The sequence below is a fragment of the Salmonella sp. SAL4457 genome (assembly GCF_046548235.1).
GTDB lineage: Bacteria > Pseudomonadota > Gammaproteobacteria > Enterobacterales > Enterobacteriaceae > Salmonella > Salmonella enterica.
The window spans coordinates 1-267 of the sequence record NZ_JBGDZO010000578.1 but is presented as its reverse complement, the minus strand read 5'-3'; the positions used below and the strand labels follow the sequence as shown (position 1 = coordinate 267).

The 267-nt window shown below is 68.2% G+C and carries 1 pseudogene; it reads left to right on the top strand.

What is annotated here, in order from left to right:
* Positions 1-267: pseudogene (locus ACLJNW_RS25525) on the top strand (xylulose 5-phosphate 3-epimerase); the annotation flags it as partial.

The following is a 267-nucleotide window of genomic DNA, read 5'->3' as shown; positions in this document are numbered from 1 at the left end:
CTGGTCACCCATGAGGGGCTGGAGGGCTTCAAGCTGCATCTGCGCCGATGCGGCTTCGATCCGATCAGCTTCGATGGGCGCGACCCGGCCGCCTTCGTCTGTACGCTCTGGGAGATGGAGCAGCGCCTGGAGCGGCGCGTGCAGGAGAAGAACAGCGGCATCCTCCGCTACCCGCTGCCGAGTCCCTACGGCATCGCCGAGACGGTCAAGGGCTTCGGCTTCTATGGCGCCGGCAGCAACGCCGCGCACAACCTGCCGCTGCCGGGC